Genomic DNA, 26,220 nt, shown 5'->3' with positions numbered 1-26,220 from the left:
ACCATCAACATGCCAATTTTGAACGTGCCGTCAGTTAACGGTATGTTTACTTCGGGGTCGGCGATCATCCCCCACGGACGACCCTTCGGCGGCGGCTGGCCAGCCGCGATCCGGTCCACCAGCCGCCGCGCAGCAGGTCACCGGTAGTTCCGAAAATTTCTTGCCGCTATTTAAGTGCACACTATTGAACGTTCCGACAGAAGAGGGTACTGTCTGAACACAGATCGCCGGTCCCTCATCCCGACGATCTGAACCCAAAGCAACGGCCGGTGGCACCGGCAGGTCACCGGCCGTTGCGGGGGTAGGAGACCCGAGGTATATAGCAACCTCCGGGTTGTGACTACGTTTACCACTCTCACCACTACGACTTCGAGACTCGTTCCCGCCCCTGGGAACGGGTCTCTTTCGCGTGCCCTACCGGGCGGTGGATCGCGCCTCGCCGGCCTGGGCATCCAGTGAGTCCATCCGAGCGGAAGGCGGGGCCGTGGCCCTCGAGGGCGCGGGCTTCGCGTGAACCGGACCGGCGTTCTCGGCGCTGCCCGCTTCGGCGTCCTTCTCCCGTAACGCCGGCATCGGGGGCCCATCGATGACGGGAGCGTGCACCACGGCGGGAACCTCGCGGGCGCGGCGCGCTTCGGCCCATGGCGTGACCGCGGGCCGACGCCCTTTCGGAGCGACCTTCGCCGGACGTTCGGCCTCGAGCGGCAGAGCATTCGAGGTAGCCGACTGCTGCCCGGTGCGCCTCCAAGGGGTAGTCGCAGCCCCTGTGCTCTGCTGCGCGGTGGGCGCGACGCCCAGTGGTCCGCCCTGGAGCGAGCCCTCGACCGCCGGATGCTCCGCGGCCGAAGCCGCCTCGGCTGCCGAGCCGGTCCGGTGGATCCCCGCCTCGTGAGCCGACCTCGCCGAATCGGCGACTGCCGCGTGGCGTGTTCCGGTGTCGGAAGCGGCGACCGCGGATACCGAATGCGGCGTCCCGGTTCCCGGCGGTCGTCCCGCCGCGTCCGCAGATGGGTCGTTCTGAATCCCAACCGGCACCGGCGAGTTTCGCGCGGCGTCCGTGATCGAGTTGCGGTGCTCCGCCGCCACCTGCGGAGCCGACGAATCCGGAGCCGACGAATCCGTGGCGCCGGTCCGTGCACCCGGATCGCCCGCGAAGCCGGCAGCCTTCTCGCTGGCGCCGACCGCGTTCGAGGCGACCGGGACGCGCGTGTCGTGGGGGTGGTCGGCGGCGGAGTCGCTCGGCCGGACCGGAGCGTTCGGATCGACCCGCGACCCGGGGTGATCGCGCGGGCGCAACGGGGCTTCGTCGCCGGGTGTGGTGGGACCGACAGGCGGCTTCGCGTCCGGCACAGCCGAGTACTCGGTGGCGTCGAATCGCGATGGCCTGGTGAAGTCGAGTGTCGACACGTTCGCGGCGAAGGTCGCCGCGTGCTGCAGGATGTCGTCGGCGTGGTCGTCGAGCACCTTCGCGAAGTGCTGCACCGCGTCGGGCTCGATGTGCAGCGGCGGGGTCCGGCCCGAGGAAGGGACGTCGAGCGCATCGCGAGTGGCGTCGTAGACGACGCCCTTGACCATGTCTTCGATGGCCTGCTCGAGCGGTTCGATCGCCTTACCGATGACCTCGGCGATGATGTAGCCGATCAGGTACTGCGACATCTGCTCGCACAGTCTGCGCGCCGCGGCGGCCACCAAGGGCGCGGAGGGGGCGAGCGGCGGCGTCAGCAGGATCGAGGTATAGGCCGCGGCCAGCGCTGCGAGTTCGGCCAGCACGACGACCTTCACGACGGTGATGACCGTCGCCGCCGCGTCGAGTGCCTGCCCGACGATCTCGCACGCGCTGTCGAGTTGCCGCATATGGGTGGCGCTCATGCCCGCCCAGGTAGCGACCAGCTGCTGATACGACTCGCCCGAGTAGAAGTCGCCCATCTGATTGATCACGCCGGTTGCCGAGTCGTGCGTTTCCCGCACCTGTTGGGCGAAGGCTCGGACATACCCGGCGAGGGCGCGCACATCGTCCTCGTCGATGTCCGGGTAAGGGATTCCGCATATGTTCAGGAAGAACACGACCTCGCTGGGAAGGTCTATGGCCACGCCGTGTTCCTCCCCCATGATCACCGCGTCACAGCACCCGCACGACGACGGAGTTGCTGTCCATACGGGACCACTTCACCACCGAGCCGGTGTACGGCGCCTCTATGACCATGCCGTTGCCCGCGGCGAGCTGCACGTGCTCCGGTCCTCTGGTGCTGAAGGATGAACCGGGGAACACCAGGTCTCCAGCACGCACGTCGTCCGGGTGCACCCGAACCCCGCTGTAGATCTGCTCGTATGTAGTGCGGGGCAGCACCACTTCCCCATTGCTGGCCTGGGCGATCGCGTATTGCGTGAGTCCTGAGCAGTCGAAGCCGCCGCCGCTCGGCCCGCCCGCACCTCCCCCGCCCCAGACGTAGGGTGTGCCGAGCCAGTTGCTGGCGGCCGATACGGCGCTGCCTCCCAGCGTCCCGTCCGAGCGCACCCCGCTGTTGCGGCGCAGCCGTGAAGCGGATCTGGTCCTGGATCGCGTTCGGCGCCGTCGGCGCGGCGCGGTGCCGTGCCGTGCCTGCCGCGTCGCCGGCACGGCGGGCGGCATGATCTGCGCGGCCTGCTGCCGAGCCGCCACGACGTCGGCATTGACCTGCTTCGTGGCATTGGAGATGGTGGTCTGCGCGGCGTCGAGCAGCGCGGGACCACTGAAACGGGTATCGCCCACGGAGGCGATCGCCTGCATCCGTGCCTGGAAATCCGCGATGTGGTTGGTCAGGCGGCCACGTCCGTTGACGGTTCCGTCACCGGATTCGCCGACCGCTTTGCGCACGATGCCGTCTTTGCCCGCATGCGATTCCGCGACCGCAAGCTGCATTCCCTGCGCCTCGCCATATCGCAGCGCCACCGCCCCGGAATGGGCACGCAGGTCAGCGGCAAGGGCTTGGGTAACGCTCGCCGCCTGTCCGGCAGGCTGACCATCGCCGTACAGCGCGACCAGCGATCGAAGCACTCCGTCCAAATCGTTCGTCAGTGCCGGCGCCATTCGACCGACTCGTCATCGCTCATCACCGACCGCCTCTCACATTCTCCTAGCTATTGTGTCGCCCGCCCCGATTCGCTCGTATTCCCATTCATGGGTGGGTGATCGAACTATGCACTACTTCCCAGAATCGGGAATCCGAGACAATGGGGGAACTCCTGAGAGGCGGTGGCGAGGGCATGGCTCCAACGGCGACGAAAACCGAAGCCGAGAAAACGGCGACGCTGACATCCACCCCCGTGGCGGCCACCCCCGTGGCAAAGGTCGCCTCCGAGGTCAAGCACTTCTGGCTGGTGGATCTGCATTGCCCGCCCGGCGCTTCGGAAGGCTTGCGCGCCTTCATCGCCCTGGCCGACACCGCTATTCAGACCGCCGTGGATCTGCTCGGCCGTGGCATGACCACTCCACCGCCGGCAGTCGCCGACCTGCTCAAGCCCGCCGTCTACGAAACGCTCGGCAAAGGCGAGGCGGACGAGGCATATCGCAAGACCATCGACAAGGTCGAGGCCAGGCAGCTGAAGTTGCTGCAGATGGACGATCAGGTGGTCAAGACCTCCGTCACGGTAGCCGCCGAGCAAGTACAGGCTCTGCGTTCCATCAAGACCATCGTGGGCGAGCTCAACACGAAGCTGAAGGCCGCGGGCACCGCCAAACTGAAAGCCGCTCAGGAACTCCCCCTGCTCAAGGCGGTCGCCGCCGCCGTAGAGGCGGTGTACGACAAGGTCACCGCGATCGCCGACCTCAACGAGGACATGGCGAACGGCGGCGGAAAAAACAATTCCGGTGGCGGCCAGGCCGGAGGTGGCGGCCAGGCCGGAGGTGGCCAGGCCGGCGGTGGTGGCGGCGGCGATATAGCCAGTAGCTTGGCTTCACTGCTTCCAATGCTCGCGATGCTGCCGATGGCGGCGATGCCGCTGGTCCAGCAGATCCCGGAAATGATGCAGAAAGCCGAAGAGGACAAGGCCAAGAAGGCTGAGGAGAACCAGAACAACGGCGCTCCCGGACAACCTGGCCAGACTCCGCCGGGCAATCAGAACGCGGCCGCCGCGCCGCCCGCGGGGCCTCCGAACGCTCAACCTGCCGCCCCGCAGTCCGGCGACCCCAACGCGGCTCCGGCTGCGAATACCGCGCCGCCCGGCGAGCAGAGTCCGGCTCCCGCGGTTGCCGCGGTGCCCGGTGTGATCCCGGCTCGGCGGACCCGAGACGGGTCACCGGCCGATCGGACGGGCCGAGGAGAGACCACGCAGGATGCGGCCGTCGATGACGAAGAGGACCAAGAGGCGAGTCCCGTCATCGAGGCGTAGCAGCCGTATCGAGGGGCTGCGCGTACGGCCCACAGAGCGTTACCCCTACCGCAGTCTGCGCCGTGTACGGCGCAGCGGGCTCCGGCGAGCGCACTCCCAGCGTTGCCTCAGTCGCGCAGCTCTGATGGACTGAGCCCGGAAACGGTCCGGCCGGTCGCGCGGATCGCCGACAGGTGACTCGATGTCGGCCTCGCGGCATCGCCGGAGCAAGCCGTTGCGGTCCGCTGCGCGGGGGCGGTGCTGCTGACCAGTCACCACGGCTCGCCGCACCGCTGGTCGGCGAATTCCGCTGCCGGGGGCTGTTGCCGTCACAGGATCGCCTCTTGTCCCCCAGCCCCGTCCTGCCGATCCCGGCCACGGTTGCGGCCGAAGCGCTGCAAAACATCTGTCATCGCACCGCTGAGGGTCCGTCCTGTCGGGGAATCGGCTGCGATCCAGGTCGCGGCGCAGGAGGAAACCACCGTGCCGTGACCCGGATACGCCGGATCTCTTACCCCCGTGTCACCTTCACGACCGCTCCGGCGGCGCCACCGACGGCGGTGGTGTCGTCGGCGCGACTACGACGCCGGGCGGCGGCCCGCCCGCGACGTCGGGCGCGGTGACCGCCGGGGCCGCGGGCCGCGTGACGCGCTCGGGCTGCACGGCGGTGGACACGGGTGCCGGTGTCGAGACGAATTGCGGATGCAGCGTGATCTGTTCGTGGGCGTAGACGGCGTCACGCAGCGTCTGCCTGCTCGGTTCGTTCGCCAGCAGCAGCACCAGCTCGTTGCAACGGCGCTCGAAGACCATGCTGCGCAACGGGGAAGCCCCGGCGTCGAGCCGCAGCTGCCCGATCTCCACCCGGCCCACGTCGACCCGCTGCCCGAGCATCGAGGCCGCCAGCAGATCGTCGGCGTCGCGCAGTTCGTCCCACAGTTCGCGTGGCACGGTTCTTCCGGCTTGCAGTTCGGCGAGGATTCTTTCCCGAACCCGGCGTGCCGTGGCCGCTTCCGCGGGTGCCGATCCGGAGCGTCCGACTTGCCCGTGCGCATCCGCGGCGAGTTCCACACACCGGGATCGCACCTGCGCGTCGGGTACCGACGAGACATGTTCCAAGCCTGGGATCGAACCGGCCAGACCGAGCCTGTCGGCGGTGTCCGGGGTGAACTCGCGCAGGTCGACGTCGTAGGACGGACCGACGAGTCCTTCCATCGCCGCCTCACCGAATCGGGAACGCAGGCCGGGGTCGATCGGTCCGGACGATACGAGGGCCGACAGTTGCGCGTTCGCCTTCGCACCCCAGGCCAGGCCGAATTCGGCCAACACCCGGGCCGGGTCCGTGACACCCTCCCACGGCGATCCGCTGCCGTCGTCCGCTGCGAGCAGTTCGTCCCAGTTCCACGGGGTGGAGACCTCACGGGGCAGGAACAGCCCGGCGGGCAGCCAACCACGGCCTTCGTTCGAAGTGATGAATATGCCCGTCCCCCCGGGACCTCGCATCACCGCGACCGCCCACGCCATACCCACCGGAGAGTCCACGGCGGCGAGCACGCTGCCGAGCAGCGTCCTGGCCAGTACCAGGTCGTCGTTCACCGGGTTGCCCACCATGTACGAGGGTTCGGCCTCCTTGTCCTTCGCCGAGGCGACAGCGGCGGCGAATGGACTCGAGACCGGTACGGGCATGGGGGGCAGGTCTGTACGCCCCGTCGCGCCGCTGGGCGGCTGTGTCGACCCACGGTCGTCCGCACCGGAAGTGAGCGGCCCCACCCCGGCGGGCGGCATGCCGCCCGCCGTCGGCGCTGTCACGCCGGTGCTCGACGGCCCACCCGGTGTGGTCCCGGTCGCGTTCGGCGTGCCGTTGGTGCCGACCGAGTCCGTCGGCGCGGTGACCGGACCAGGCAATCCCGTAGCCGACGGAGACGCCGACGTTCCGTTCGGCCCCGCTGCGTTCGGGCCACCGGGCGAAGTACCCAGCGGATTGTTCTGAGTTCCGTCGGGACCGACCGAATCGGGGGCCGATGAGACAGGGCCACTGGGCGGCCCGCCGGGCGGCGGAGTGAACGGCGGGGTCGGCCCGCTCGGGCCGAGGGGGTCGGTAGAGGTTCCGACCGGGCCCGTGAAGGAGGGCTGAGCGGTATCGCCGCCCGCCTGCCGGATCTGACTGGCGAAATCGTCGTCGGCTTGTTCGTAGGCGTTCGCGGACGCATCCAACGACTCGGCGGTGCGGAAGTGTTCAGCGGCCAGGGCCTCGCCCGCACGCTGCCGGGCGTCGTAGTACCGCTCCAGAGCTTCGTAGACCGGATATGCGATCTTGCCGTAGGTGGGCAGGAAGTTCGCGAGCCACTCCGTCGGCGGTTCGGCCCATTTCATGATATCGTCGCCGACCCGGAGGTGTTGGTCGCGCAGATGACGCAAAACCGCAGGGTCGATTTCCATCCCGTTCGGCATGCTCGATCAGATCCTTTCCCACCACACGTCCCCCCATTGTCGATCCTTCCCAGCTATGGGGAGCATGTTGCGGTGGCCGAGTCGTCGAGGCGCGCTAGCACGTTTCCTTGCGACGCTTTTCGACGTATCGACGCAGTGGCTCCGTTCTGCTCAGCGGTCTGGCCCCGCCGTGATCGTCGGGCGGCGAGCCGGACCGCCGGTGGGGGCGGGATCCGGAGCGACGAACGCCGGGTGTCCCACGATCTGCGCGTGCGCATACACCGCGTCGCGCAGACTCTGGCGTGTCGCGGGCTCCGCCAGCAACAGCACCAATTCGTCACACCGGCGCTCGAAGACCATGGCGCGCAGTGCGCTCATCTCCGACGCGTACCGTCCGTCGGATTGTTCGGCACGCAACTCCCCCAGCGCGACCCTGGACACATCGGCGCGCCGCGACAGCATCGTCGCGGTGAGCAAGTCGTCGGCATCCCGGAGCTCTTCCCACCACTCCTGCGGCACCTCGCGCCGCTGCCGCAGCGCGGTGAGGATCCGCTCGCGAACAGCGGGCGCCCCCAGCGCGGCCGGGGAGCCCAGACCGGCTTTGTGCACGCGGACATGCGCGTCCGAAGCCAAGTCCCATCGGCGCGCGACGATCTCCGCTTCCGGTGTCGTCACGGCCCGCTGCACCAGTGCCGGGGCCCCCACCAGTTCGAGACGGTCGACCAGACTCGGCCTCGGAGCGCTGAAGTCCATCGCCGACGAGGCGGCCACTTCGCCCTCGATCGGCACTTCGCCCAACTGCCGCCGCAGGTCGGCATCGATTTCTCCCGACGCGACGACGGCGGTCAACCGAGCGCCGGACTTACGTCCCCACGCGATCGCGAACTCCGCCAGCACGCGCGCGGGGTCACCCACACCCTCCCAGGCATTTCCTTCGGAGACCTCCCACACCCAGGGAGTCGAAAGCTCGCGCGGCAGATACAGCCCGGCGGGCAGCCAACCGCGGCCCTCGTTCGAAGTGACGAACGCACTGATACCGCTCGGATGGCGCATCACCGAAACCGCCCACCCGAGCCCGAGCACCGTGTCACCACCCGCGGCCAGAATCCCGCTCAGCAAGGTCCGGGCGAGCACCAAGTCGCCGTCCACTCGTTCGCCCAGCACGAATGCCGGGGCGGCTGCCGACGTCATAGCCGCGCCGACCACAGCGCGGATCGACTCGTCACTACCCTCGGCCTCGTCCTTCCCGCCGCCCGCGCGTTGCTCGTTCCGCTCCGGCGGCAGCCCTTTGCTTGCGCCGCCGACACCAGGAGGCGGCCCCGCACTCCCCGTGGTGACCTTGGGCGTGACAGCCGGTCCACGTGATTCACTCGGCGGCGTCTGCTTGGCCTGCACCGGTGGCGGGCCCGAGCCGGCCTGCGCCGCCGGAGCGGAGACCACCGGGCCGACGGTATTGGCCGATGCGGCAGGCACCGGTGGTGCGATGGACGCGGGCGGCGCCACCACGGGCGGAGGAAGAATCAAAGGCGGCGGCACGGACGTGGCCGAGTCGGCCACGGACGCAGCCGATGTGGCGTACTGGTCCGATGCCGTAGCGTCGTGCGATTCGGCCGCCGATACGGTGGTGTTCCGGTCTCGGGTCGCGGATTCGGTTTCATCGGCCGAGGCCTCCGAACCCCTTTCGTTCGAATCCCGCACCTCCGAACCGGACTCGTCCTGATGGTCGCCGTCCGCCGGTAGATCCCGGTCCGAAGCTACGGGCTCGGTGTCGGTGACCTGCGCACGAGGCGGGCTGTTCGCGGCGACCGGGCCCGGCCGGTCATCGAGGGATCCGCCAGGCATATCGCGCACGGGAATGGTCGTCGTCCCACCAGGTGTGTACTGGTCGGGTATCGGGCTCGCCGGCGGGGGATCGACCGGGATGTCCTCGGCTCGGACGGGACCGGGTTGCTCCTCCGGTTCGTCGCCGGGCAGGAGCGACTCGACCGGATCGGCAGTCGGTTGTTCGTCGGTTTTCTCGGGGAACACCGCGACCGGCGCATCGTCCTTCGGCGGATTCGTCGGCGGCGGTCCGTCCCGCCGCGGATCGGCGGAGTGGTCTCTCGCGGGCCGGTGCTGTTGGTGATCGTCCGCATCGTTGTGGCCCGGCCCCCACGGTCCCGGCTGCCCCAGCGCGTCGGCGATCAAACCCAAACTGGGCAGGCCCTGCGGGTTGATCGAGCTGAGCGCGGCCTTGACCACATCCTCGACATCATCCCTGGCGGCGGCGATCATTCCGGGAATCCGGCTCCGGACGGCCTGTGCGTCTGCTTCGTCCTCCTCCGCCGCGGCCGCGCGCTTGGTCGCGCTGATCCTGGCTGTGGTTTCGTCGACGATGTCCAGGATCTTGTTGCGAGTCCGATACACCAGGTCGGAGAAGTCCCGAAAGGTGTCCGCGGCGGCCTCCAGCGCGTCGGCGAACGACTGCGGGTTCATGCTTTGCCGCAGCATGTCGTCCTTGACCGGTTGCAGACCGGCACTGGAGCGGACCCGCTCGTCGAAGTCGCGGCGTTTACTGTCGGCGTCGAGCAGGTCCAACGCACCGGCGCCGTCTCGCGCGAGGCGTTCCAGCGCATTCCAGTCCGCCGGCGAGATCTCCGGCCAGTTGTCGCCGACGATCGCCTCCCAATGCGGACTGCCGCGCTCCGGTTCCATCAGCGCATCAGATGGATTCGGTGCTACGACGCACCGCGGCCGCACCTCCGCGATCGGCGTCGTCGTGGGCGTAAGTCGTCTCTCGGGTGAATCGCGTGGTCGCGTCCACACGGCGGCCGTTTGCACGCACGGCACGTTCGAAGGTGGTCTTCATCCACTGTGTATGCGCCACCAGTCGGCGGTCTATCTCCGACTCGGGTCGCCGCGGCGCCACGAAGTTGTCGATGACCTGCTTCGTCTGACCGCCGGCCGTGGTCATCGAGGTTCCCCACTTGTACACGGTGGCGATTACCTCATGCGGCTCGTCGGTATCGAGTTTGTCGGTCATATCGCTGTCCTGTCTCGCGAGTGCGGCGTGCGCGCTCAGGTGTCTCGTCGGAACTCGGACTCCTCCATGGCGCGATACGACGCCTCGGTCGGAAGGTCGAACGAATCGATCGTGTAGGAACGGGTGCCCTTGTACTCCATCTCGGCCCGCAGACCGACGCGCGACTTCGCGTGGGCGAGTCGCGCGAGCTTGACGATCTGGGACGCCAGCCACTCGTCGCCGTTCTCGCGGGCGTCGTCGGTGATGTACAGGCCGATGATCTCCCCGTCCCGGTCGCATCCGACGCCGACGGTGTGGTCGGGGTTGAACACCTCGTAGGTCAGGTTCCGCCAGTCCGGTGGGGTGGCTTCCCGCCCATCGTCATCCTCGACGTCGTCCATATCGAGGGGTTGCATGTCGGTCATCGGCTGCTCTCCGAGAATCGTTCGCCGGTCTGGGGACTGAGGGAGTGGTCGGTCTCGTCGGCCGTGGAGTCCAGGCGGGCCGCGAGCACGGACCAGGCGGCGTCCTCGATCCGCATGACTTGGCGCATCTGCCAGAACCGGGCGCCGAGATACATCTCGCCGGTGCCGTCCGCCGCGACATCGAGATGATCGGGACCTTCGGTCGTCGCGTTCAAGGTCACCGCCGTTACCGGCGGGCGGGTGTCGTCTACGTTGACCAGGGTCGCACCGCCGCCCGGGATGAAACTCTGCCGCAGCCGGCCGCTGGTGCCGATCGCGACGTCGGGGCTGTTGGTAGTAATCGTGACCTCTGGATTCAGCAGCAGTTGCAGCACCCAGGACCGGGCCACCTGCGCGGGATGGTCGGCGTTGATCGCGATCGTGAGGGTGGCCGCCAGATCGATCACGAGCACCGCATCCGTCGACGTGACACCCGCGACCACCAGCCGCCTGGCGGTGCCCACCGGGTAGGGCAGATCGTCGGCGGCCAGCGACACCACGTCCGCGCCGACCCCGCCTCCGGTCGCCGGGTGCGCGGAGACGGTTCCGGTCGCGACATCGATCGTGTAGGCGACGATCGTCTCGGTGATGCCGTCCGCCACCCCCGCCAGCCGGACCAGCCCCTCATCGTGCAGCCACCGCACCGTATCCGCGACCGTGACCTCCGGGGCGGGCTCGGTCATCCGGCCTGCCCCGAAGCAGTCGCGACCGGCTCGGTTTCCTCGACGGGAGATTCCATGACGCTCTGGTACTGCCGCGCCGCGTCGGCGGTGCTCTCCCGAATGGCGGCCATGATCTCGGCGACCAGTTCGGGACTGGTGAGCCGCGCGGCGGTGCCCGGCGCGAGGTAGAGATCGGTCAGCCTGCCCATCGCGTCGACCTCCGGGATGACCGCACCGCTCGGCGAGGGCCTGCGGGCGCGAATGTTGTCGATCTTCTCCCGCATCTCGGCGATCCGGTGCCGCAGATCGCGGGCGGCGTCCAAGGCCGCCTGCACGTCCGGGTGGATGGAACTCACGACTCCACCTCGCTGCGCTCACTCATGCGTTACCTCCGGGTTGAGAAGGGGTCTGGTTGCTCGGTGCGGGCGTCGGCGGAGTCACGGTCGGGGCTATGGTCGGCCGTTCACCGATCACCGCTTCGGTGTGCGGTGTGTCGTCCACGTACATCAATCGGTCGGGATGCCACGCCACGACTCGGTTGCGGTCGTTGTTGCCGCCGGCCCCGTTGCCCATGCCCGGCGCCATCGGCATGTACGGCATCATCGGTGCGCCACCGCGCGCGGCGGCGGCATTGGCGGCCGACGAGGTGGCGAGGGGTTCGATCACCGAGGTGCGCGGCATGCCCGAACCCAGGCCGGCCGCCGTGGCCACCGGCAGGGCGCTCGCTTGGATGGTCGCGGCCTCGACATCCGGGATGCCGACGCCGGGGCTGCCGACAGGCATCCCGCTCGGACTGCCCGCGCCGAGTCCGCTCGGGATGCCGAGGTCGTCGTAGCCGTATTCGTCGAGGCCGTAGTCGTCGTAGGCCTCCGACGAGTCCGACTGCCCGAGCTGGCTCAACGGCATTCCGGCCGAGGCCATCGCGCTCATCAAGGCGGGCAGCATCTGGGTCAAGGCGCTGCTGTCGCCGCTGCCGCTGCCCTTGCCGGTACCCTCGGCAGCGCCTTCGCCCGCACCGACCTTGGAGCCGACTTCGGTGGAATAGCCGGTGATCGTCTCCGCCGAACGGGCGTTCTGCTCGTTGAACTTGGCCAGCGCCGCCTGGATGCCGAGTTCGTTCTTGGAACGCATCGCCTTGATGAGTTCCTTGCGCGCGGCGATGATCTCCTCCGGCGTCGGATGTTTCGCTTTCGCGGTCCGGAATGCGTTGCTGTAAGTATCGATTCCGTCAGCCAGCAGCCCAAGGCCGGTCCCGAGCTGGTCCAGCCACCCACGGCGTTGACCGAGCTCCGCCGCGGCCGCGGCGCCGACCGGTTCCCAGTTCTGCATCGACTTCGCCGCGGAGTTCACTCCATCGATGGCGGCGAGATGCGGGCCACCGGTGAACTTGCGCAGCGCGTCCGCGAATCCCTTCGCCGCACCGGGCCCGGGGCCCGAGTGCAGCTGCTGAGCGAAGGTCAACGGGTCGACGGCGCCGCCCGCGACGGGAAACCGAAGCGCGGGCGGTCGCCGGTGTCCGATCTCCTGGACTTCGCCGACCGGATTGTCGACGAGTTCGCTTCCGCTGCCGTTGATCTCCCGAGCGCCGCGGTCATCGGCGGCGGTGTAGTCCGCGGCCGCCGCGCCGATGTTGAACGCGGTGCGCTGGACATCGGTGAGCACGCCGGCCAATCCGTTGAACAGTGACGCGGCCTGCGCGTTGAGCTGAGGCACCGCCGCGGCCGAGATCGGGTCAGCCCCCGCGGGCACGACCCATCCGCCCGGCAGCGCCGCCGCGGTATCGCGCGCCATCGCGGCGAGTTTCGACGCCGCAGCGACGAGTTCCTGCGGATCCACATTCAGCGCCATCGCGACCTCCTCTCCTCATCTGCCGCCTCCCGCACTGCTCGCGCGATCAGCCCGCCGCGACAACCGGCATTGCCGCGTCCGCGGGCTGATCGGCCGAACCCGACTTCGCCGGGGGCGCGCCCCCGTCCGTCGGCGCGGTCACCTCGATGCCCTTCGGGTGCATGAACCCCTCGAACAAGTTCGTATCGGAGGCGATTTCGGGCATCTTCGGGTCGAAAGGCTTCAGCTCGCCCTTGACGATAACCTCCACTGAGCCGCCCGATGCGTCGCTCCCCTCGGGAGGGAACACAACGAGAACCGCGGTCGTGTTCGTCCACGTGGCGACGTCGCCGGTCATCAGCTGGTAGTCACCGACACGGTCACCGATCTGCTTCTTGTCCGACCACTTCGCCGATGTCTTCTCGTACGCCTTCTGCGCGTCGGTGCCGCTGGCGTTGCCGTACGCCGCGTCGAGCATCTGGGCGACCATAACGGACACCTTCTGCGTACGCCCGTTGGGATGGGTGTAGGTCACGCTGCCATCCGCCTCCGGCGTACGGCCGGGCGCCACCGCGGGTTGCGTGGAAGACGCTGTGCCGGCGGGCGCCGCGCCGTGCTGCGTCGCCGCCGGAGTGGTCGCGGCAGCCTGCTGCACGGTCGCGGGCTGAGTCGTGACCGGCGCGGGGGCGGTCTGGGCCGGGACCGGCGCGTATTCGTCCTCGAAACGGCGCGGGTCCAGATCGGAGCGGCGTTGGTTCATGCCCTGGTCGGCGAGAGCTCGCATCATCATCTGCTGCGCCATCAGCGAACCTATGTCCATCCCACCCATGCCCATCGGCGACATCGCGGACGCGGGCTGCACGGGGGGTGTGGGAGGCGTCGTCACGCCGCCCGGAGTGTTCCCGATATTGCCGATACCGCCGGGCGTCTGGCCGTCGAGGCCGGAGTTGTCCACACCCGGGGGGGTGTTCAAATCCGGAGTGTCGACATCCGGGGTACCCAGGTCCGAGTTGTCCAAAGCAGGCGGCATCATACTGTCGAGACCGCTGCTGTCCAGGCCGGTGGGGAAAGTATTCGGATTCACGTAGGAAGGTTCGGTCGCAGCAGGCGGATAGTAGGGCGCGGGAGTCAGATTGACCGGATCCGCCAGGCGCTGCTTGAGGTCCTGGTTCTCTTCCGTGAGTTTCTTTATCTGTTCCAGCGCATCCTTGAGCTCTTTGCTCACGCCATCGACGTCGTCACCGAGCTTTGCCGACGCTTTGGCGGCGTCCTGCATCAGCCGGTCTCCCTCCTCGAGCGCCAGGGTCAGGAAGTTGAGAATGTGCTCGCTCTCGGACTGGCCCTCCGGCGGATACTGTTGCGCGGCCGTGTTGATCAAATCCACCACCGCGTTGACCTCGACCTTGCCGTTGTCCCCCACTGCTCCGGCCTGTCTGGTCAGCGGTATCAGTTTGCCGGCCGATTCATGGAGAGCGGTAAAGGCCTTCTTCAGCGCGAGGGAGGTCACCTCATAGTTCGCGAATTTCGCCTGATCTTCGCCCTTGACCTGGAGTACCGGCGGCGCCGAAGGCGGGTCGGTCTTGACGTCCTTGCCGCAAGCGTCGAAGTAACCCCGCAGCGTATTCGGCATCTTCCGGTAGTAGTTCTCGATCGAGGCCGGGAACTTGTGCTCGGGTGGAACGTTTGCCGGATCGGGCATCAAGAGATCCGTCATCGTCATCGCCACGGAAACACTCCTCAGCCCGGGCCGTTACCGATGTTGATGGTCGGCATGAGACCGGGCCCCTGTGGCTTGTTGCCGATGCCCAACCCCGGTATGGAATCATTCCATTTATACGCAGCCCATGAGCCGGCGCCGCGCCCGAGAGTTTGCCCGATGTATTGCCCGTTACGGTCCGTACCCTTGAACAAGCCGAGATTGTGCTTGAAGCCGTCTTTATAATCAGCGAATTTTGTCCAGCTATTCGGGCTCATCGGAGACCCCCCGGTCCCCGCGCCGATCTTGCTCAGCAGCTTGCCGCCGACGGCACCGCCGAGTAGAGCGCCACCGGCGCCCAAGGCACCGGCCTTGAATGCGTCGCCCCAGTCGTCGATGTTGCCATCTATGGCTTCGGCCGCGATATTTCCTACTGCGGCCCCGATGAGACCGCCCGCGCCCGGCAGGATCAGGTTACCGACGATGGGTAGGCCGACACTGAGCGCGGTGCCCCAAAAGCCCATCAGAACACTCCCTCTTCGTGACGATCCATCAAGGTGCGAACCAGTGCAGATCCGACCACCACGGGTACCGGGCCGGGGGTGGACCGAATCGGCACGCGCCATGCCCGTGACCGAGAGTCACCCTGGCCAGGCAGTAGGCCCCCCACATCGCGGACTCCGCCCGCTTCGCACACCTTCACGATCAGTCCGCCTTCCGGCCGAAGCCTCGGATGACGAGCCGCCATACCGGGGATCGGCAAACAAGCCATCTCGCCGTATCAGCCCACGGCACTCTCCGGTCGGCGTGCATGGATTCCGTTCCCGACTCACTCATTGTCTGCGATTCCCACCAGTGGGGATGACCCTCCTGCGAGAACACCGGCGCGATACATGCCCCAACGCGCAATGACGTGCACGAATCGGCTTGACGCCAGATTCTTCGAGGCCGGTTCGCGAGTGTCCGCCTTCCCCCCACGAGGCGGCATCCCATATTCCCGCCGCCGGGGATACAGACGGGCGAGAATTCAGCAATCCGAGTTAGGCTGCTGCGAATACGCTACCTGCCGAGTCTCGACCGAGAGTCCTCCTGTGGGCCTGCGCGGCAGGGTGGGACAGGTGATATGAGGCCAGCGGATCGACGGAGGTCACCATACCGATGTCACAGGTCGACACAGCCTCTCGCGCCACCACCGTAGTCGAGGTCCAGGCCGATCGGTACGGCTCGGTCGGCGACGGTGCCGCGCATAGCGCCCGCGCTCACCTGGGGTACTGATGACGCCGACCAAACGGGCCCCGACAGAGACGGACTCCGACGAAGCGGATGACGTACGCGATGGCCGGGCCACCGCCACCACGTCGGCGCCGCGTCGTCCGGCCAAGTCCGCCGGACGGGCCACTCCGGCTCCGGTACCACCGCCGCAGGCCGGTGCACCCGCGACGGCCGCGCCCGCCGCCGTTGCGCAACCACGTGGCCAGTCACCGGCAGTTGCCGAATCGCCGTCCGCCACCGCGGGGTCCATGGCGGCGCCGCGCTCGGACGGGCTCGGCATGGCCGGCTCATCACTGCCGATGGCAGGGGCCGCCATGGGTGCGCTGGCCGCGATCGCCGCCCACTACGGCGACGGTGCACCGACGGCGACGACGGGACAGCAACTCGCGCCGCCCGACGTCTCGGCGGCGCGGCCGAGCGGTCCCGTGCTGTGGGACGGGGCGTTGGGCACGCAATATGCGACGAGCAACCAGAACCGGGCACGCCACGCGGATTCGACGCAGTCGATGAACGCCGAACTGGAGCGCATCCTCGGCGGCGCGGTCGACAGCACCACCCACGGACGGGCCGCCATCGGGGCGATCATCGCCGAGGTGAACACGGCCCTGACGGCCCTGGGCACCATCCAGGACGCCAATGCCAGCAGGCAACTCGTGATCTCGACCCTGGACAGCGCATTGCAGCGGGCGGGAACCGTCCTCGGGCAGGGGCAGACCGCCGCTGTCCTCACCGCCGATCGTGTCGCCGCCTTGGCCGATCGTTATCTGCGGGAATCGCGTCCGGCCGCGCCCCCGCGCAGGCGTCGCTCGACACACTCGAACACGCACGGTCCCAGCGGCGGTCCGCCGCGCGCGCGGCCCACCGGGCAGCAGGGGCAATGGATCAACGAGGCACTGCAGGTCTTGCGCCAGCACGGATACGACACGCGCCAGATCGACCCGGCCGACATCGCGGCGATCATCCAGCACGAGTCCGGCGGCAACCCGCACGCGATCAATCTGTGGGACAGCAATGCCGCTGCGGGCATTCCGTCCAAAGGCCTTATGCAGACCATCGATCCGACGTTCAACGCGTATTCCGTGCCGGGACACCGCGATATCTGGAATCCGGTGGACAACATCGTCGCCGGTGTGCGGTATGCCATCGACCGTTACGGGTCGGTCGGCAATGTGCCGGGAATCGTGCAAATGCGCGGTGGCGGATCGTACGTGGGGTATTGAGGCCGGTCGAGCCCGCAGCGCACGGTCAGGCCCACCGTGCGGCGGCGAAATTACTGGGCAGTCGCCGATACTGGACGTGGCCGCCGGTCCTCGGGGCCTCGACGCACATGCCGTTGCCGATGTACATGATGACGTGGCCGGGATTGTTCGCCCCTTTGAACGAACTCGCGGGGAAAATGAGATCGCCGGGCTTGATGTCATTGGGATGGACCTTCGGGAGCTGCCGGTATTGATCGGCGGCGACTCGTGGAATCCGGACGCCTGCCGCCGCCGCGGCGTACTGCATCAAACCCGAGCAGTCGAAAGCGTTCGGCCCTTCTGCTCCGAAGACATAAGGGTCTCCGAGCTGGGCGAGGGCCACCTGGATCGCTTTCGCGGCGGCCGTGCCGGCGCCTGTTCCCGCCTTCTGAGTCGGTGGTGTGTAGTTCCTGCCCGCGATGTTGTACAGATACTGCGCGGTCAGCCTGTTGATCGCACCCGCGATATCAGTCGATTTGGCCTGACCACCCGCAACGATCGCATGCGCCTTCCGCAACGCCGCGGTCAAGATCTGATGCACCCTCCGCTGCCCGGCCTTCGTATACGCCTGCGGTCCCAACTCCGCCAACGCCACGTTCACCTCACGCACCAACCCCATGATCGCCTTCTTGTCGACCTTGTTCGACCCCGCCAAACCCCGCATATACGACACCAACTGGTTGTCCACATTGTTGAACGCCTTCGCGGCATTCCGCTGGAACAACCGCGTCGCCCGAATCGCCGTCGCCCCCGCACCCCGACTCGACGCATCCTGGCCCGACGACATCCCCAACTGCTGCCGCAACTCCCGCACCTGCGGATCCGACGGATCCGCCTCCCCATACATCTGCTCCAGCCTCTTCAGCACCTCCAACGCCCGCGCCGCCTCCGGCGACAGACCACCTCCCCCATCGGCGACAGCACCCCCGCCATCACCGGCGACCGGTGCGGCAGAACCACCCCCACCGCTACCACCCAAACCCGCCAACGCCGAGGCGATCATCGGCAGCATCGCCATCGCCATCGTCCCGGTCATCGCCGCGACCGGCAACAAACCCGCCACCAACTCCGCATCCACCGGCGGCACCACCGGCTCCGGCTGCCCGGGTCCCGCACCCGGCGCACGCTCCACCTGCGGAGCCACCACACCACCCGGCTGACCAGGCATCACCTCACCCGGCCGACCTGGCACCGACTGGCCCGGAACCCCCTGTGGCGTCGCGGGTCCCCCGACACCCGACGGCCCCACCGAACCAGGCTGACCCGACGGCCCCGCGGCACCCGGCTGACCAGACTGCCCGTGCGGAGCCGGCTGTCCCTGACCCACCGCCGGACCACCTGACTGGCCAGGCCCAGGCACACTCGGCTGACCAGGCATCCCGGTACCGGCACGAGGACGCGGACTGCCGGGACGCTCCGACCACGGTGTCACCGGAGGCGAAGGCGCCTCAGCGTCTTCGCCTGTTTCGATCTGGGGCTCTACATCGGTAGGTGGCATCGCGTACCCATCACATCCCGCCGCCGAGCACCCGCTTCACCCGCACGTCACTCGTGTCGGGTACGACCGACTTCGCCAGCCCTCCTGTCGCCGGATCGGCAGTGACGAGTTCGGTGGCGCTGACGGCGATTCCAACTCGAGTCGGTACGTTGTCCCGGTAATTCCAGAAGACCAGATCGCCCGGCGATACTGCGGAAGGGTCCACACGCTGGCCGCAGGGAGCCTGCGCGGCGATGGTGTCCGGTAGCACCACTACCGTCGTACCGGAGCCGTTGATGTTTCCGCACACTCGCGGTAGCGACCCACTAGCCGCGACCTGTGGGGATGGCTGCCCTGCCTGTCCAGCGACGGGTTCACACCGTCCCGTCGACTGCGCCGCCGAGGCGAGGTAGATGACCGATCTGGTGAAGTCCGCCGCGCCGCCGCGGCCATCGACACCGTTCTGGGTTCCGCTCGCCGACGATGCCAATCGGGCCAGCGCGAGCTCCCGTGCACACGCCGCTCCGATGCCAGAACTGCCCGTGAGCAAGGGCGGATCCTGGTACGGCGCGTCTTTCAGCACGGCAGCACACGCACGCTGCCAGGCGGACGCGCCGGTGTCGTCCGGCGCGATGGTCAGTTCGGCGTACGGATTTGTCGTCGGCGCGGTGGTCACACCGGCTCCAGCAGCGCTGCGTGTAGTCGGGCGCACCGCCGCCGAGGCACGACTCGGGGTCACGGTCACGGAAGGATCGGGCCCCACCGCACTGTCGCACTGGTAATGCAGGTCCGAGGCGATCGCCGAGGTGGCCCCACCCGCCACGAGCACGATCAGCACGACGATGAAGAACAGACCGCTCGTAACCGTCAGCACCACCCATACCCAGAGGGGCAGCAACGCGAGCGCCAAGAGACGACCGATCATCGAGTGCCTTTCTGTGAAATCCGACCCGCGGCCTCGCGCTCGGAACCTCGGTGCTGATCAGGGGCGGAATCTCAGGTTGTTCAGCAGACCCTCCGGGATGTGCTCGTCCGGGTCGAGATTCCCGGGGTGGTGCGGAAGTGGAGTCCTGACGACATCCGGTTGCGCCAACGAGACAGCGCCCGTGATATTTCGCCCTGCTTCCCATTGGTTCGTCATGGCGGCTTTGTCGATCTCGGAACGTAGCACCCGAACCCGCTCCATGTCGGTGGCGTCTTGGGCCACCCAAGTGGTGGCGGCTTGGACTCGAAGCGCGTGCTCGTTCGAAAGCCACTGCCGCAACCGGTCTGCATCGTTTTGTGTAATCGGGACCGGGGTACCCCGGCCGGGGACTGTCAAGTTCCCTCCTGAAGCCGACTTGGCAGCGTCCCGCAGACTCGTGATGAATTCCTCGTCGGGGTTTCGGATGTACGCGTACCCGATATCGTGCAGGGCCTGGTTGATCTGGACGCCGCCGGAGAACTCACCTCGATACCGATCGACGCTGGATTCCAAAGCGTGGAACCGGGCCATTGCCCTGTCCCCGCCCGGATTCCTGATGGCGTCCCGCTCGAAATGCTTGTGGGCGGCGACGACGTGACTGAGGTGCGCCGAAGCGAGCGGCTCCCTATCCGCGTGCCGCATGATGTCCACTCGTGCGTCGGTGGCCAGCTGCGCTTCTGCATCACTGAAGCCGGCCATCCGGAGGGCGGTGTTGAGACCACCTGTGAGGCCTGTCGCGTGCGCGACATTCTCCACGGCGAAGGCGGCCTTTCTCTTCATGCCCGAGCCATACCTGCCAGCGCGTGTTATACCGGTCCGCGCTATATTCGCCGTCCAGATGCGATCGTGCGCATTAGCGTGCGCGGCCTCTCGCAGGTCCTTGGTCGCCAGGCCCCTCGCCTTGTTCTTCTTATCGACCTGGTCCAACCAGGCCCAAGGACCCAACGGGTTGGGGCGGCCCCCGGCCATCCATGCCGTGAGCGGCGAACTGTTGATAGTGGCAGCCGCGGCGAAGAGGCCGAGCCCGGACATCGAATTGTTCGCACCGGCGTTTCCCATTCCCAAGGCGGTGCCACCGCCCGCGCCCCCCGGCGAACCTGGGTGCTGTATCGCAGACGCGAACCGGTTGGCAATCCAATCATTGCCGCTGTCGATACTGGCGCTGAGCCGCCGCAACTGCACGATGGCGACGACCATGACGATCGCCCCGATGACGAATACCGCCATGACCTGGCCGCGCGCCTGCTGGAACAGACTGCCCATGAACAGCTCATAGAGGCCGAGGAAGATGACGAAAGCGGCCATCTTCCCCGCCGCGACGAAGCCGTGCACCACGCACCGGACGGTGAACGTCTGAGTCGGGCCGTATATAAACCCGCCGGCCGCGAATCCGAAGATGGTCATGAAGCCGTAGTAGATCGTGTCGAGCGCGGCCCAGATGATCTTGAAGGCCAGGTACATCCCGAACAGCAGGAGAACGAGCGCGCACAGCAAAAGGAGCAATCCGGCGCCGATTTGGCCCACGCTCGGGTTGTCGGCCGCGGCATAGGCGACGCTGTCACCGCAAGCCTTCAGCCCATTCTTGACCCGGTCTTCGTCACCGGCCATGACGCCGACCGACCACGCCGACTTGCAGGACGGCCGTTCGTCCACGACGTGCCCGAAATTCCACACCTGCAACGGCCGCCGGACGAAATTATCCGCCATCTGGGCCTGCAGCGTGGAAACCAATTGATTCGGATTCGGGTTGCTGTCGCCGTTCAAGCCGGCAGCGACCGAGAGACCCAGGTCACGCCCCTGTACCAGTAAACCGTCGGAGGACAGGACCTCGGCCAGCGGCTCGGCAAGGAACAACGGTCCCACAAGCGCCACGCCCACCATCGTCACGATCTGCATCGTGCCCTTGGCGTAATGACCGCGCGCATAGAACACGCCCACGAATACCGCACCGATGGCCACAGCGGTGGCCAACATCATCGGCGTCGCGATCTGCGCGGTGAAGTTCTCGGCAACCCCACGCAACGGTGCTGAGAACATGTTCAGCCAGCTGAAATCCAGTGTGCCGCCCGGCATCCAGACCCCGACCGTCGCCACGATCAGAAATACCGCGAACACGAAGAGAATCAAGAACGCCAGCACAACGGTTCCGGGACTCAGAACCCCGCCGCGATCGGTCACGAACAGGTACTGCGAGACTTCGACTCCCGACGAGTCCTTGACCCTCATCCAGCTCAGCGCACTATTGGGGGCCGCCCGTGTGGCCACGCCGGTCTGCGCGGTGGATACCGCACCGATGATCCCCGGGAATACGAACAGCACGAAGAGAGCGATGAGAACCGACGCCGTCCAGCGTCGGCGGCGCGTCGCGGCGATCCAGGCACGACCTCGCCGGAAGACCACTTGCGGTCGCCAGCGGTCCGTATCCCAGAACTGCGGTTCCCACGGCATCCCGAATAGCGGCTGATCCGGTGTGGCGCCCCGTCCTGCAGCGGTTCTCACGGCCGTACCGATCGCTCGGGAAGCGCGGCGCGAGAACCGGAGACGGTGGTCGGCGTGCTGGTGATCGCCGCGGCGCGGTCCGGCCGCGCCGGGCCGAGCACCTTGCCCCGGCCGATCCGATTCAGCGCGTCGCGCATGAACATCTCGCCGCGACGTTCCTCGGGAACTTGGCGGCCGGGTCCGACCGGAGGCGAGGTCTCCTCGCGCAGGATCTGCAACAGGAAGGGGGCCTCGTCCAGATCGACGCCGAGCCATTCCAAGCTGTTGCGCGCCAGCGTCTCATCGCGCTGCCGGAAGATGAAGCGGTTCGGGATGAGGTTGTGTGCCGCCCCCTGGAAGTCGGTGGCCGGATCGTGTGAGGCCAGTCCGATCGCCGCCAAGTGCTTGCGGCCGTCACGGCTGAAGTCGGAGGTGACCGCGGAGCCGACCTGGGTTTGCGTGAAGTGGTGCGCCTCGTCGCCGACCAGCAGGCCGAACCTGCCGTTGTCGGTGAGGAACGCCTCCCGCGCCGCTACGCCGACCAGCTCGTACAGCGCGGTACCGAGCCGCTTGGTCAACGGCAGACGGTTGTACAGGTGCGGGGTGGTGAGTTCCTCGGCCGTCGGCAACTGCAGGTTGTGGCTGCGCACGACAGTCGCGGCGGCGTCGAGTCGCAAGGGTCGCAGCTTGGGGTCGAACAGGACGGGCACACGCTCGACCACGGTGCCCAGCCGCGCCGCCAGATCGGCGTACTCCTCGCCCTGACCTGGGTGCTCACGCAACCGGCGCACCACGTGGTACAGATCGAGCAAGCTGCGAATCCCGTGCTCGGCGATGCCTCGCGGCGTCAGCAGATTGCTCGCCGCGGCGCCCGCTCCGGAGGTCGGTGAAAGGTCGAGCAGCGGAAGGATCGAGTCCAGCGCTCGTTCCCCCGCGATCCGCGGGTCGAACAATCGCAGCGGGTCCAGCGACACCGTGGGATTGGCCAGATCGATGATGACCGCGTCATCGATCGACCGCGCGAAGTGCTCCCATTCGCCGACCTGACTTCGGTCGATGGCGAGGAACTGTCCGCCCATGTCGTGGACGAGCACCGCCATCAACTTGAGGAAATACGACTTGCCCGAACCGAGTTCGCCGGTCACCGCGAACGAGGCGGACAGGTCGTGCAGCGCGGCTTCCATGATGCCGAAGTGAATCGGCTCGAAATGGCCCGACAGCAGGTTGACTCCGATCACCGGCCCGCTGTCGTCACCGATCTGGCTGGTGGTGAACGGCACGAAGCCGGCCCACATATCCGAGGGGACGATATGCGCGTAATCGTCATAGGCCCGCCGCGGCGGGCTGCCGGGGATCAGCATCGACCAGAGGTCGACCTGCGCGCCCACCGGAGCGGTCATGTCGACCTGGAACCGCTTGTACCGGCGCTTGAGCGTGTTGACCGCGTCCATCGTGGCGTCCCTGGAGGGCCCGCCGATGGCGATGACGGTGGTGAACGACACCTCCGATTCACCGCCGTTGACCTCGAAATGGTTGTTGTACTCGCCGAGCATCCGCGCCTTGGAGGCCAGCGTGTTCTGCGCGAAGGAGACCTCTTGATCGCGCTGGTCCATCTGCTCGCCGAGCCGGCGCAGGTTCAATTCGTTGTTCTTGAGCACCTGGTCGGCGGGCTTGGTCGAGATTCGCATGCCCCAGTCGACGGTGACGTCGCCGAGTCCCTCGAGCACGTTGAGGAACTCGCTGCCGCCAGGGAAGGTCATGCCCGCGTAGGGGAACGAGTGCGGCGTGAGCATCGCCTGATAGGACGGCATGTACTCGTAATCCGGCTGCACGATCTTGATCACCGGAACGAACGACGGCCGGATGCGCCGATTGCTGTCGGCCTGCGCGCCCTCGTCGAGCGCGGCGGAGCGGAACACGGCCGCTGTCGCGTCGTCCAGCGCGCCCGCCCTGGTCGGAGCCACCGGGTCACTAGCGGCGCCACGGGAAAGGTAGTGCTCCCACAGCCACTGGAACAGGGCAGCGGGAACCGGCACGGGATCGAAGTCGCTGCCGACTCTGGACAGGATCTCGTTCGCTTTTTCGTCGTACTGGTCCAGCTCGGCGCGCGAGATCGCGGTCGCGTCGATCGTGGCGGTGCTGCCGCGCCACACGCGCGACAACGACGAGATACTGGAGTTGCTGGCGCCGACCGGAATCGACAGCAGGAAGATGCGGGTTTGCGGCATGATCGCGCGCACCCGCTCGTAGGAGGCGACCACCTCGTCGGCGTAGTCCTCGCAATCGTCCAGGTCGACGCCCTCGACCATTTTCGTGAGCACGTCGAGCGTGTTCAGCTGGGCCTGGATGCCCAGCAGCAGCGAACCGTTGGGCAGATTGGTGATCAGCGCGTGGTGGGCCAGCTTCACATCGTGCTTGTCCGAGGCCTTGCGTAGTCCGTAGCCGAGCGGATTGATGAAGTAGGTCGCGGTGACCAGGCCCGAGTGAGTGAACTGAAGGTTGCCGCGAATCGCCGCGGTGGGTTGGAGATCTCGTCCGAATGCCATCAGGGGCGTCCTCCGGATGCCGTGCCGTTGCCGTTCAGCCGTCTCCACAGGTCGGTGGCCTTGCCTGCCGCACCGGCCACCTCGAGCAGTCGCAGATCGCGCTTCGGTTTGGCGGCTGCCACCGTGTCGGCGCGGTCGGGCAGCAAGAGCACCACGGTCTCCTCGATGAACATGGTGTGGCGCACCGAATCACTGTTGATCGGCATGCCCGAGGCCGAGACCGGCCTTCGATAGACGATCAGCCTGCCCATCCACAGCGCGCGGGAGGTCATCCGCACGCCGGTGTACGGCACGAGTCCGAGCACGAAAGCCACCAGGATGGTCATCGCGAGACCGGTGATGAAGATGATGGCCGGGTTGACCGGGAGTGTCATGGCGCCTACCGACGTCACCGACATCATTACCACGGCGACCGCGACCTGGGGCAGGGTGTAGGGGCCGAAGGGGAGCTTCTGCCCGTTCTGTGCCTTGCCGATCATTGTGGGCACACGTTTGATCGGCGTGAACACCTTGATGACTTGCGTCATCGATAGCCACCGATAGGGTGATCGGGAACGATGAGGTTCGCGTCCGTTCGCACGTAATTGATGGACGTAGGCAGGATCCAGATCGCGAACCCGGCCAGCAACCCCGAGCCGAAAACGACAATGATCCTTCCCGGGGACAACTTGGATTTCGCTCCCTCGGAAACCAACACCCCGATGCTGACGATGGCGATGACGATCATTCCGCCCCATCGGATAAAGATCAGGAAACCATAGAGGATGTTCGCCAGATTACCCATTGGGCTGCCTCTCGGATCAATTCTGCGTCGCCGGTGGAATCTGCACCGACGACGATGGTGAGGAGGTCGAAGTGGGCGGCGCTGCGCCGCGGGAGTCCTGACCGCCGACCACGGCCAGCGGACTGGACAGGGCGGGTATCGGGTCTATGGACACCACCTGCCACTGGCCGGCGTTGCGAACCATCGTCAGCGGGTAGGCCAGCGTCGCGGTGGCGCCGGTATCGGCCTTGGGGTTGACGGTGGCCAGCACCTGGGCCTTGTTGGCGCCGACACCGCAGCTCGAATCATCCGAGGTGAGCGCGACCAGCTCGACGGCGGTGAACGGAGGAGGTCGCAGGGCGGCCAGCCCGGCATCCGGTGTGGTGTAGCGCGCCACATCGCCGGCGCCGGTCAACATGGCGCCCAAAAAACCGGACGCGACCTGCGCGAGCGGCGTATCCGTCGCACAGGGCCCGCCATAGGCCAGTTTGAGATCGGAGCCCTTCGCCGGGGGCTGAACCACCGCAGGCACCGACAGCGCGCGCAGGCGTCCTTCCGACACCGACACCGCGACTCGGTAGAACTGCCGATTCTCCGGCACGGTGGCGGCGCCGCTCTTGCCGACCCGGACCGATACCGTCACCGACCACACATCGAGCCCACCCACCGAAAGCGTGCGCGAGACATAGACGACCGACGGGTCGGAAACTTGTCGCGCGGACGAAGGTAACGCGATCTGCTGGTTGGAGCCGACGAATTCACCGAGCCGATCCTGCTGTCCTGCAACGGCGGTGAGGTAGGTGACGACGAATTGCTGGGCGAAAGAACCAGCCAATTGTGCGCGCCCGACGATCGCCGTCGTCGAATCGTCCGACGGCGCAGGCGGGCCGGACTCGAAGACACTGAGAATCGCGTGGCCACCGCCCAGCACGGCGAGCACGGCGAGCACGGCGACCGCTATGTTGTCGCGACGGCGGCGGGCGGCCATCCGGCGAAGCAGAGCCTCACCCGAATCTGCCGGTCCACGAACCACTGTCCTCACTCCCGAAATGGTAGAG

The 26,220-nt window shown here is 67.3% G+C and carries 20 protein-coding genes; 2 read left to right on the top strand and 18 right to left on the bottom strand.

Translation table 11 applies throughout. The features are described 5' to 3' along the window. Positions 1 to 414: 414 nt before the first annotated feature. Both ON19_RS38750 and ON19_RS07760 read right to left on the bottom strand, forming a co-directional pair. A complete protein-coding gene (locus ON19_RS38750; RefSeq protein ID WP_157229621.1) occupies positions 415 to 2,091 on the bottom strand; it encodes a WXG100-like domain-containing protein in 1,677 nt (558 codons plus the stop codon). Positions 2,092 to 2,119: 28 nt separating this feature from the next. Continuing rightward, the gene (locus ON19_RS07760) at positions 2,120 to 3,067 is read right to left on the bottom strand and encodes a C40 family peptidase (RefSeq protein WP_043688590.1); all 948 of its coding nucleotides are present in this window, start codon (positions 3,065 to 3,067) and stop codon (positions 2,120 to 2,122) included. 176 nt (positions 3,068 to 3,243) lie between these two features. Between ON19_RS07760 and ON19_RS07755 the strand changes: the two genes are divergently transcribed. Continuing rightward, positions 3,244 to 4,368 (top strand): hypothetical protein, encoded by a 1,125-nt coding sequence (locus ON19_RS07755; protein ID WP_157229620.1) that lies wholly within the window; start codon positions 3,244 to 3,246, stop codon positions 4,366 to 4,368. Positions 4,369 to 4,875: 507 nt separating this feature from the next. Here the strand turns inward: ON19_RS07755 and ON19_RS38745 are convergent. The 9 genes from ON19_RS38745 to ON19_RS43255 form a co-directional block, all read right to left on the bottom strand. After that, entirely contained in the window at positions 4,876 to 6,783 is a 1,908-nt protein-coding gene (locus ON19_RS38745; RefSeq protein WP_051168631.1) for a type VII secretion target, read from the bottom strand. 162 nt (positions 6,784 to 6,945) lie between these two features. After that, complete coding sequence (locus ON19_RS07745) at positions 6,946 to 9,468, bottom strand: hypothetical protein (RefSeq protein ID WP_043688588.1); 2,523 nt, start codon at positions 9,466 to 9,468, stop codon at positions 6,946 to 6,948. Positions 9,469 to 9,475: 7 nt separating this feature from the next. Further along, a complete protein-coding gene (locus ON19_RS07740; protein ID WP_043688587.1) occupies positions 9,476 to 9,796 on the bottom strand; it encodes a hypothetical protein in 321 nt (106 codons plus the stop codon). A 35-nt stretch (positions 9,797 to 9,831) separates the two neighbouring features. Next, positions 9,832 to 10,200, bottom strand: coding sequence for a hypothetical protein (locus tag ON19_RS07735; RefSeq protein ID WP_043688586.1), 369 nt, complete (start codon positions 10,198 to 10,200; stop codon positions 9,832 to 9,834). Next, on the bottom strand, positions 10,197 to 10,922 hold the full coding sequence (locus tag ON19_RS07730; protein ID WP_051168630.1) for an aldo-keto reductase family protein: 726 nt from the start codon (positions 10,920 to 10,922) through the stop codon (positions 10,197 to 10,199). Before ON19_RS07730 ends, ON19_RS07735 begins: the two co-directional genes overlap by 4 nt. Further along, on the bottom strand, positions 10,919 to 11,257 hold the full coding sequence (locus tag ON19_RS07725; protein WP_043688585.1) for a YbaB/EbfC family nucleoid-associated protein: 339 nt from the start codon (positions 11,255 to 11,257) through the stop codon (positions 10,919 to 10,921). The genes ON19_RS07730 and ON19_RS07725 overlap by 4 nt, the downstream gene beginning before the upstream one ends. 22 nt (positions 11,258 to 11,279) lie before the next feature. Then, on the bottom strand, positions 11,280 to 12,749 hold the full coding sequence (locus tag ON19_RS07720; protein ID WP_043688584.1) for a PPE domain-containing protein: 1,470 nt from the start codon (positions 12,747 to 12,749) through the stop codon (positions 11,280 to 11,282). A gap of 46 nt (positions 12,750 to 12,795) precedes the next feature. Beyond that, positions 12,796 to 14,454 carry a hypothetical protein gene (locus ON19_RS07715; RefSeq protein ID WP_157229619.1) on the bottom strand — a complete coding sequence of 553 codons (1,659 nt, stop codon included), beginning with the start codon at positions 14,452 to 14,454 and terminating at the stop codon, positions 12,796 to 12,798. A gap of 11 nt (positions 14,455 to 14,465) precedes the next feature. Continuing rightward, positions 14,466 to 14,948, bottom strand: a complete 483-nt coding sequence (locus ON19_RS43255; protein WP_043688582.1) for a hypothetical protein — start codon at positions 14,946 to 14,948, stop codon at positions 14,466 to 14,468. 750 nt (positions 14,949 to 15,698) lie between these two features. Between ON19_RS43255 and ON19_RS07705 the strand changes: the two genes are divergently transcribed. Next, complete coding sequence (locus tag ON19_RS07705; protein ID WP_083899210.1) at positions 15,699 to 16,916, top strand: transglycosylase SLT domain-containing protein; 1,218 nt, start codon at positions 15,699 to 15,701, stop codon at positions 16,914 to 16,916. A gap of 25 nt (positions 16,917 to 16,941) precedes the next feature. Here ON19_RS07705 and ON19_RS38740 read toward each other — a convergent pair whose 3' ends face one another. The 7 genes from ON19_RS38740 to ON19_RS07670 all read right to left on the bottom strand — a co-directional run bounded on the left by ON19_RS38740 (position 16,942) and on the right by ON19_RS07670 (position 26,204). Then, positions 16,942 to 18,102, bottom strand: coding sequence for a C40 family peptidase (locus tag ON19_RS38740; protein ID WP_157229618.1), 1,161 nt, complete (start codon positions 18,100 to 18,102; stop codon positions 16,942 to 16,944). A gap of 340 nt (positions 18,103 to 18,442) precedes the next feature. Next, a complete protein-coding gene (locus ON19_RS07695) occupies positions 18,443 to 19,336 on the bottom strand; it encodes an NlpC/P60 family protein (protein ID WP_043688581.1) in 894 nt (297 codons plus the stop codon). 57 nt (positions 19,337 to 19,393) lie between these two features. After that, positions 19,394 to 21,823, bottom strand: coding sequence for a hypothetical protein (locus ON19_RS07690; protein ID WP_043688580.1), 2,430 nt, complete (start codon positions 21,821 to 21,823; stop codon positions 19,394 to 19,396). A gap of 47 nt (positions 21,824 to 21,870) precedes the next feature. After that, the gene (locus ON19_RS07685) at positions 21,871 to 24,399 is read right to left on the bottom strand and encodes an ATP-binding protein (protein WP_043688579.1); all 2,529 of its coding nucleotides are present in this window, start codon (positions 24,397 to 24,399) and stop codon (positions 21,871 to 21,873) included. After that, positions 24,399 to 24,926 (bottom strand): hypothetical protein, encoded by a 528-nt coding sequence (locus ON19_RS07680; RefSeq protein WP_174377673.1) that lies wholly within the window; start codon positions 24,924 to 24,926, stop codon positions 24,399 to 24,401. The genes ON19_RS07685 and ON19_RS07680 overlap by 1 nt, the downstream gene beginning before the upstream one ends. Continuing rightward, a complete protein-coding gene (locus tag ON19_RS07675; RefSeq protein WP_043688578.1) occupies positions 24,923 to 25,183 on the bottom strand; it encodes a hypothetical protein in 261 nt (86 codons plus the stop codon). Before ON19_RS07675 ends, ON19_RS07680 begins: the two co-directional genes overlap by 4 nt. A 16-nt stretch (positions 25,184 to 25,199) precedes the next feature. Beyond that, positions 25,200 to 26,204: a conjugal transfer protein gene (locus tag ON19_RS07670; RefSeq protein WP_227954429.1), complete on the bottom strand. Its 1,005-nt coding sequence runs from the start codon at positions 26,202 to 26,204 to the stop codon at positions 25,200 to 25,202. Positions 26,205 to 26,220: the final 16 nt, after the last annotated feature.

Source organism: Nocardia abscessus NBRC 100374, from assembly GCF_000308455.1.
GTDB lineage: Bacteria > Actinomycetota > Actinomycetes > Mycobacteriales > Mycobacteriaceae > Nocardia > Nocardia abscessus.
This window is presented reverse-complemented; position numbering and strand designations above follow the sequence as displayed.

Bases quoted from the DNA above. Each gene is read 5' to 3' on its own strand.
- ON19_RS43255 (WP_043688582.1), bottom strand. From the start codon at position 14,948: ATGGGCTTTTGGGGCACCGCGCTCAGTGTCGGCCTACCCATCGTCGGT.
- ON19_RS07745 (WP_043688588.1), bottom strand. From the start codon at position 9,468: ATGGAACCGGAGCGCGGCAGTCCGCATTGGGAGGCGATCGTCGGCGAC.
- ON19_RS07740 (WP_043688587.1), bottom strand. From the start codon at position 9,796: ATGACCGACAAACTCGATACCGACGAGCCGCATGAGGTAATCGCCACC.
- ON19_RS07675 (WP_043688578.1), bottom strand. From the start codon at position 25,183: ATGGGTAATCTGGCGAACATCCTCTATGGTTTCCTGATCTTTATCCGA.
- ON19_RS07695 (WP_043688581.1), bottom strand. From the start codon at position 19,336: ATGATCGGTCGTCTCTTGGCGCTCGCGTTGCTGCCCCTCTGGGTATGG.
- ON19_RS07755 (WP_157229620.1), top strand. From the start codon at position 3,244: ATGGCTCCAACGGCGACGAAAACCGAAGCCGAGAAAACGGCGACGCTG.
- ON19_RS38745 (WP_051168631.1), bottom strand. From the start codon at position 6,783: ATGGAAATCGACCCTGCGGTTTTGCGTCATCTGCGCGACCAACACCTC.
- ON19_RS07735 (WP_043688586.1), bottom strand. From the start codon at position 10,200: ATGACCGACATGCAACCCCTCGATATGGACGACGTCGAGGATGACGAT.
- ON19_RS38740 (WP_157229618.1), bottom strand. From the start codon at position 18,102: ATGCCTGGTCAGCCGGGTGGTGTGGTGGCTCCGCAGGTGGAGCGTGCG.
- ON19_RS07730 (WP_051168630.1), bottom strand. From the start codon at position 10,922: ATGACCGAGCCCGCCCCGGAGGTCACGGTCGCGGATACGGTGCGGTGG.
- ON19_RS07720 (WP_043688584.1), bottom strand. From the start codon at position 12,749: ATGGCGCTGAATGTGGATCCGCAGGAACTCGTCGCTGCGGCGTCGAAA.
- ON19_RS07760 (WP_043688590.1), bottom strand. From the start codon at position 3,067: ATGGCGCCGGCACTGACGAACGATTTGGACGGAGTGCTTCGATCGCTG.
- ON19_RS07690 (WP_043688580.1), bottom strand. From the start codon at position 21,823: ATGCCGTGGGAACCGCAGTTCTGGGATACGGACCGCTGGCGACCGCAA.
- ON19_RS07680 (WP_174377673.1), bottom strand. From the start codon at position 24,926: ATGACGCAAGTCATCAAGGTGTTCACGCCGATCAAACGTGTGCCCACA.
- ON19_RS07685 (WP_043688579.1), bottom strand. From the start codon at position 24,399: ATGGCATTCGGACGAGATCTCCAACCCACCGCGGCGATTCGCGGCAAC.
- ON19_RS07705 (WP_083899210.1), top strand. From the start codon at position 15,699: ATGACGCCGACCAAACGGGCCCCGACAGAGACGGACTCCGACGAAGCG.